The organism is Flavitalea sp. (genome assembly GCF_035489435.1).
In the GTDB taxonomy this organism is placed as follows: domain Bacteria; phylum Bacteroidota; class Bacteroidia; order Chitinophagales; family Chitinophagaceae; genus DATHKG01.
On record NZ_DATHKG010000061.1, the window covers coordinates 1 to 5268 of the forward strand.

General features: G+C 40.7%; 5 protein-coding genes and 1 rRNA gene. 5 read left to right on the forward strand and 1 reads right to left on the reverse strand.

The features are described 5' to 3' along the window. The first annotated feature begins 6 nt into the window (after window positions 1-6). The 3 genes from rrf (at window position 7) to VK664_RS09555 (ending at window position 1726) form a co-directional block, all read left to right on the forward strand. Window positions 7-118, forward strand: a 5S ribosomal RNA gene (rrf, locus tag VK664_RS09545). Between the two features lie 171 nt (window positions 119-289). Then, window positions 290-793 carry a hypothetical protein gene (locus tag VK664_RS09550; RefSeq protein WP_461398419.1) on the forward strand — a complete coding sequence of 168 codons (504 nt, stop codon included), beginning with the start codon at window positions 290-292 and terminating at the stop codon, window positions 791-793. A gap of 177 nt (window positions 794-970) precedes the next feature. Then, entirely contained in the window at window positions 971-1726 is a 756-nt protein-coding gene (locus VK664_RS09555; protein WP_461398420.1) for a hypothetical protein, read from the forward strand. A 168-nt stretch (window positions 1727-1894) separates the two neighbouring features. On the opposite strand, the gene VK664_RS09560 is transcribed toward VK664_RS09555, so the two are convergent. Further along, window positions 1895-2962, reverse strand: a complete 1068-nt coding sequence (locus VK664_RS09560; RefSeq protein WP_461398421.1) for a S41 family peptidase — start codon at window positions 2960-2962, stop codon at window positions 1895-1897. A gap of 500 nt (window positions 2963-3462) precedes the next feature. Here VK664_RS09560 and VK664_RS09565 point away from each other — a divergent pair, with 500 nt between their 5' ends. Together VK664_RS09565 and VK664_RS09570 are read left to right on the forward strand one after the other, a co-directional pair. Continuing rightward, window positions 3463-4569 carry a tyrosine-type recombinase/integrase gene (locus VK664_RS09565; RefSeq protein WP_461398422.1) on the forward strand — a complete coding sequence of 369 codons (1107 nt, stop codon included), beginning with the start codon at window positions 3463-3465 and terminating at the stop codon, window positions 4567-4569. Window positions 4570-4828: 259 nt separating this feature from the next. Then, complete coding sequence (locus tag VK664_RS09570) at window positions 4829-5233, forward strand: SMI1/KNR4 family protein (protein WP_461398423.1); 405 nt, start codon at window positions 4829-4831, stop codon at window positions 5231-5233. Window positions 5234-5268: the final 35 nt, after the last annotated feature.

Here is a 5268-nt window from a genome sequence, read left to right on the forward strand (position 1 = left end):
AAACCTTATGGTGGTTTTGCCGGGGGTGTTCACCTCTTCCCATTCCGAACAGAGAAGTTAAGACCCTCATGGCCGATGGTACTGCGATAAAATGCGGGAGAGTAGGTAGCTGCCATATTTATTTTAAGCCTCACGACTAATAATCGTGAGGCTTTTTTTTGCCCATATGTCAAGGAGGCTTTGTCACACTCAAAGGCGGCCGCATCAGGAAACCAGCAGCTGAACCCCGGATATGCACTTTCAATTATAGTCCATATATTACTTCTACATCTGACACTACTATCCAGGAATGAAGCGACTACTTGTAATTTTTGCTGTTATATCACTTTTCTCATCTTGCTTCCGGGACATGCATAGGGTCGTCCTCAAAGGCCGGTATCCAGACAAAAATGCTTTTGATGTTAAGTTCATGTTCTCTGGCTGTTGCGGATGTACTGCGATTTACTCAAATGTCTACAAGGAAAAGAGCCTCGACGTGCAGTACATTCATGAATATAAATGTGGGTTCGGGTCTCCTACAAAATTTATATTTGAATATAATGAGGCTGGTGTGTATCTGGGAGTAAAGGGCTATATAGCAGTTTATGATTCCACATATATTATTCCGGTTTCAATAAGAGACAAGCAGTTATTCACCGGTATGGATTCGTTAATTATGATTCAACATCCAGAAGTCAAAAAACCGCTTTTTGCGTCTATAACCGGCTTTAGAGCGCAAAAACCCGGCGAGAGAACTCATCCGTTCGCTATCGGACCAAAAAATAAGGCAATTCATATGTCACTAATACAGTAATGTGTGAATCAAAATCAATAACCATTTTGTCACTTACAAATTTTTACTGGAGACCGGCGTTTTCTCGCATCCATACATGCTGTAGCAGTACGAAGTCAAATTGTGAATAATTTCATAAACTCAGTCTCGCGTTAGCGTCACCTGCATTTTTTTCATAAATTATCCTTAAAACCCCCTATGACTTTTCACAAATCTGCAATTATCGTTGCACTTTTTCTTGCATTCACATCTTGTCAAAAATCTGCCCTGGAAAAATTGGAGCAACACAATGTCAGGATCGAAGTAGATAGCGTAATAAGGATAAATCAGGCCATCTTACTTATCGACACAGATTGGATTACTGACAGTATTCACTACGTAGAATCCAGGCCTGGTAGATTGTACCGTTGGAAAACTATACCAGACAATGGATGTGTTGAATTTTCCGGTCATCATAAAACCGGATTAGCGGTTGCACAATTTAAATGTGCCGGCAATTATGTTGTCAGCGCAGATATCTATGATGAATCAGGTGTGGAAAAGTTGGCCAGCACTATTCCTATCGTTATACAGGTTACATCCAAAATTCTTACACCCACAACGCCTATTCATAAAGAAGATACGCTGATAATCAGGGCAAGCCCTGTTTCAAGTTATGGTCCGTTATTCGACCCGAACGTTACGCCTACCACAAAACGCTGGATCCAACTTCTGTACAGCACCAGTAAAGCTTATGAGCACTCAACTACTACAAGGTTCGAGATTGATAGCAGCAGTTCAACATCCGACCAATACAATTTTGTTTTAAGAGACAGTCTAAAGCTGTACTCTTATCCTTTTGCCCATTGGACCGGTAAATTCAGTGAGATCGATGGAAGCCTGGATCTCTACAACTTTCAGCCCGGTATTCCGAAACCCATTACAATTACCTGGCTTGGAAAAAAATATTCCTGAACTGTTACTATGATTAATCAGTATTCTGCAAGGTTAGCATTTGATCAGTCAGGCCCCATCAGGGTTACAAACTAATTTAACGGAAGCCCTGATAGGCAAAATATTTCTTTACGATATATTGTTGTCTATTAGAGACTTTATCATAGTTTTCTATGCGTTCAATATCGGTCAGTTAAGGTACAGGGTTTTGAAGGATACCGTTGCCACCTGGCCAACTGCCGTTTGAAGCATCCATTCTTTTATTATTTTAACTGCTTCCTCAATACCACCATCGCCATTTTTACTAAGAATTATGTCCGGGATAATTTTGTCCATATACGGTTTCCTGTTTCGATCAGCGATATAGGAGGTTGCCAGGTTAAACATGGTGCCGTCAGACAAATAGTAAGTGGTATTAGCAGTAGTATAACCTGCGGAAGGTTGTCCTAAAACTTTTACATTAGGAAGTCCAATAAAAGAGACGGCCGTCATTTCGCCACTGCTTGCAGTCATCGAGTCGATTAGCAATGCTATTTTTATGTCACGACTTCGAACTTTATAATTATTGATTTTAGCATTCGGAAACACAAGTCTTCCATTATAAGATGGCCATGGCTGTTCACTATTGGAAGCGGGGTTGATGAAGTATCCCGCAGTTCCATCTTCAATCAGCGCGTTCAGTCCGGCCAGCATCGGCCACATGTTACCACCAACATTGTTTCTCAGGTCAATCATCCAAACTGATATATCGTTCCTGGTATCCACTTTCCTGATTTGTTCGCGGATTGTATTTGCAAAGCGAATGTCTTTTGATTTTTGATTATTAAAACATAATGGAACTGTAACCAGGGCTATACCGGATCCGAGGTCTTTAGCGGTGGGCTTTGCCGCAGCTTCTTCTCGTTTAGAATAAGACGTTGCTGCCGCGGTGGTCATAAAAAAGGAATGTTTATCGCCGGCTTTCCTGAGGTTTTGAGTAAACACATTTAAAACCAATCGAAGATTGGAGGTATCTGAGTCAGTAAACCTAATTGAGTTGATCTCGTTGTAGATCTGCTTCCAGTTAAGTGAGTCTTTGTATAAGCCGTATTTATGAATCAATCCATCGATCTCTTCTACAAGCCTTGGGATACCTCCGCCTGTACCAGGGTGGTTTTTTAACTGTTGAGCATTTGCCTGCTGAAGGTTTAACATCTCACCAAAAATCAACAGACCAGCTAAGATCCATTTATTTATGTGATGTGTAAGATGTTGCATTTGTGCTTCAAAATTTAGGTGAAACTGAACCGCAGGTTTTAAGGCTGAGTTGAAATTTGCGGTTTTCCAGGAACTGTCAGTCACTACGGCGTTGTCGGATTCCAGGCTCTTTTGTGTTCCGGAATTCAGAGCCTCAAATTATGTAACAAGAAGTGTTTTACCTATTCAACATTTCTCAGCCCGGAATCTTTTTCACATCTATCAATCTCTGGCGAATTGAATCCCGCATTTTTTTTCGTTCGCCCATTGCCGTGAAACCAGATTCTGAAAATCAACTTTGAGTAGAAACACCTATTCGTATAATTTAATTTCTATTAACATTGGCAATTATATAAATATGAGTATTTTATGCTCTGATTAGCTGCCTGTTGAAAACAGCAATGGGACCGGCATGGCGAAGCTCTGCGAAGCCATATTTAGTTATTCGGCATACGACAATGAGGATTTCAACAACTTCAGTTGATATTTTTCTCATTGGTAGATAAACCGATCGGAAGATATTGCGTTGGACACCAGTGAGCGAGATGTACGACGTCAATTCTTTTCCATACCAGTTTTTCAGTTATCAGCCGCGGCGACTTCATGGCGGCTATCGGATAATAATCAAACCAAATAATCCCAAAGTTTCTGAAAAATATTTGTCGGAGCTGCCCGGTGCGAGGTGGGATAAGAGAATGGCTGCCTGGCATGTGGCGGACAATAGAACCTTCCGCCAATTGTTTCGCCTTAAACAAGAATACATTACTTTGGGGATAACAAAGTCGGTTCATGAAATAAATAGGCCAGCATTGAAGGACTTTGTAGATTTCCTTGAACTCCGTGTATACAGCCATCACACGATACGTACTTATGTCAACGAGTTTGTGCAGTTGCTCACTATTTTGAAATCTGTTTCTGTTGATAGGTTAGATGCCGTGAGATTAAAATCCTATTTTTTATATTGCCTGCAAACTTTGAAGTTATCGGAAAACACGCTGCACAGCCGGATAAATGCTGTGAAATGTTATGTTGAGCAGGTACGGCTCAAACCGGAGATATTTCTGGAAATTCCAAGACCCAAAAAACCGGAAACTTTGCCGCAGACTATTTCGATAGAAGAAATAAAACGGCTGTTGACACTCACCACTAATCTGAAACATAACACAATGCTCAAAGTTTGTTATGGGATGGGTTTGCGTGTCAGTGAGATTGTTGCCATAAGAATAGTTGACATAAACAGTAACACGATGCGGGTGTTTATCAACAGGGCGAAAGGGAAAAAAGACCGGTATGTGAACTTGCCGGAGACTTTGCTTGATCAGCTTCATATTTATTTTAAGACCTATCAGCCAAAGATATATTTATTTGAAGGTCAGTATGGTGGGCAGTATAGCATCCGCAGTGCGCAGAAAGTCTTCGAACAGGCAATGCAGCGTGCAAAAATAAATATTGACACCGGTATACATGGGCTGAGACACAGTTTCGCAACCCATTTGTTAGAGCAAGGCACTGATATCCGTTTTATTAAAAGCTTGTTGGGGCACAATGATATCAGAACTACGTTGCGATATACGCACGTAACTAACATTACGCTTCAAAATATTACAAGTCCGCTTGATCGGCTGTGATTTTGGATAAAAAATTCGTGACAGTGATTATTTTCTTAACCTGCATATATCGCGCACTCGAAGTACGCGCTATTTGATCCAGGTGCATCTATCCACTGTTTCTAAAAGTGACGTTATTTTGAATTGGCGGTACTGTTGTCGGGTGTTATTAAGGGAAGAGACAGTATAGCTTTCATATCAAAAAAAAAATTACCAAATTCATTTACGTCACACAAGTGACGTATAATTATAAGTTGTGTGCAATTAATTACATTTAACTATGGCATTCTCAGTTGAACTTATCTACATCGAAGAAGCGGAAAAAAGTCTAGGTCTCACATTCCCTCCTCTTTTTAAAGCCAAACTGGCTAAAGAGAATGGTGGCGAAATCGACGCTGATGATGGATATTGGAAATTTTATCCGGTTATGGACAAGCTAAATAGAGAAAGGATTCGTCGCACGAGTAATGATATATTGCATGAGACAAAGAGGGCCAAGGAGTGGAATGGATTTCCGATCAATGCGATAGCAATTGGAGATAATGATGAAGGGGATTTATTGATTCTTCAAACGGATGGAAAACATAGTACGCAACTGTCGGAGAGCATTTACCTATGGTCACATGAAACCGGAGAGGTTCGATTGTTGGCTACATCAATAGAAGTGCTATTATCGTCTGACTAATGTCATCCGGTCGTCGACACAACTGCACACAACAT

What these genes read in the sequence shown, in the direction of transcription:
- VK664_RS09550 (WP_461398419.1), top strand. Translation starts at nt 290, where the DNA reads ATGAAGCGACTACTTGTAATTTTTGCTGTTATATCACTTTTCTCATCT.
- VK664_RS09555 (WP_461398420.1), top strand. Translation starts at nt 971, where the DNA reads ATGACTTTTCACAAATCTGCAATTATCGTTGCACTTTTTCTTGCATTC.
- VK664_RS09570 (WP_461398423.1), top strand. Translation starts at nt 4,829, where the DNA reads ATGGCATTCTCAGTTGAACTTATCTACATCGAAGAAGCGGAAAAAAGT.
- VK664_RS09560 (WP_461398421.1), bottom strand. Translation starts at nt 2,962, where the DNA reads ATGCAACATCTTACACATCACATAAATAAATGGATCTTAGCTGGTCTG.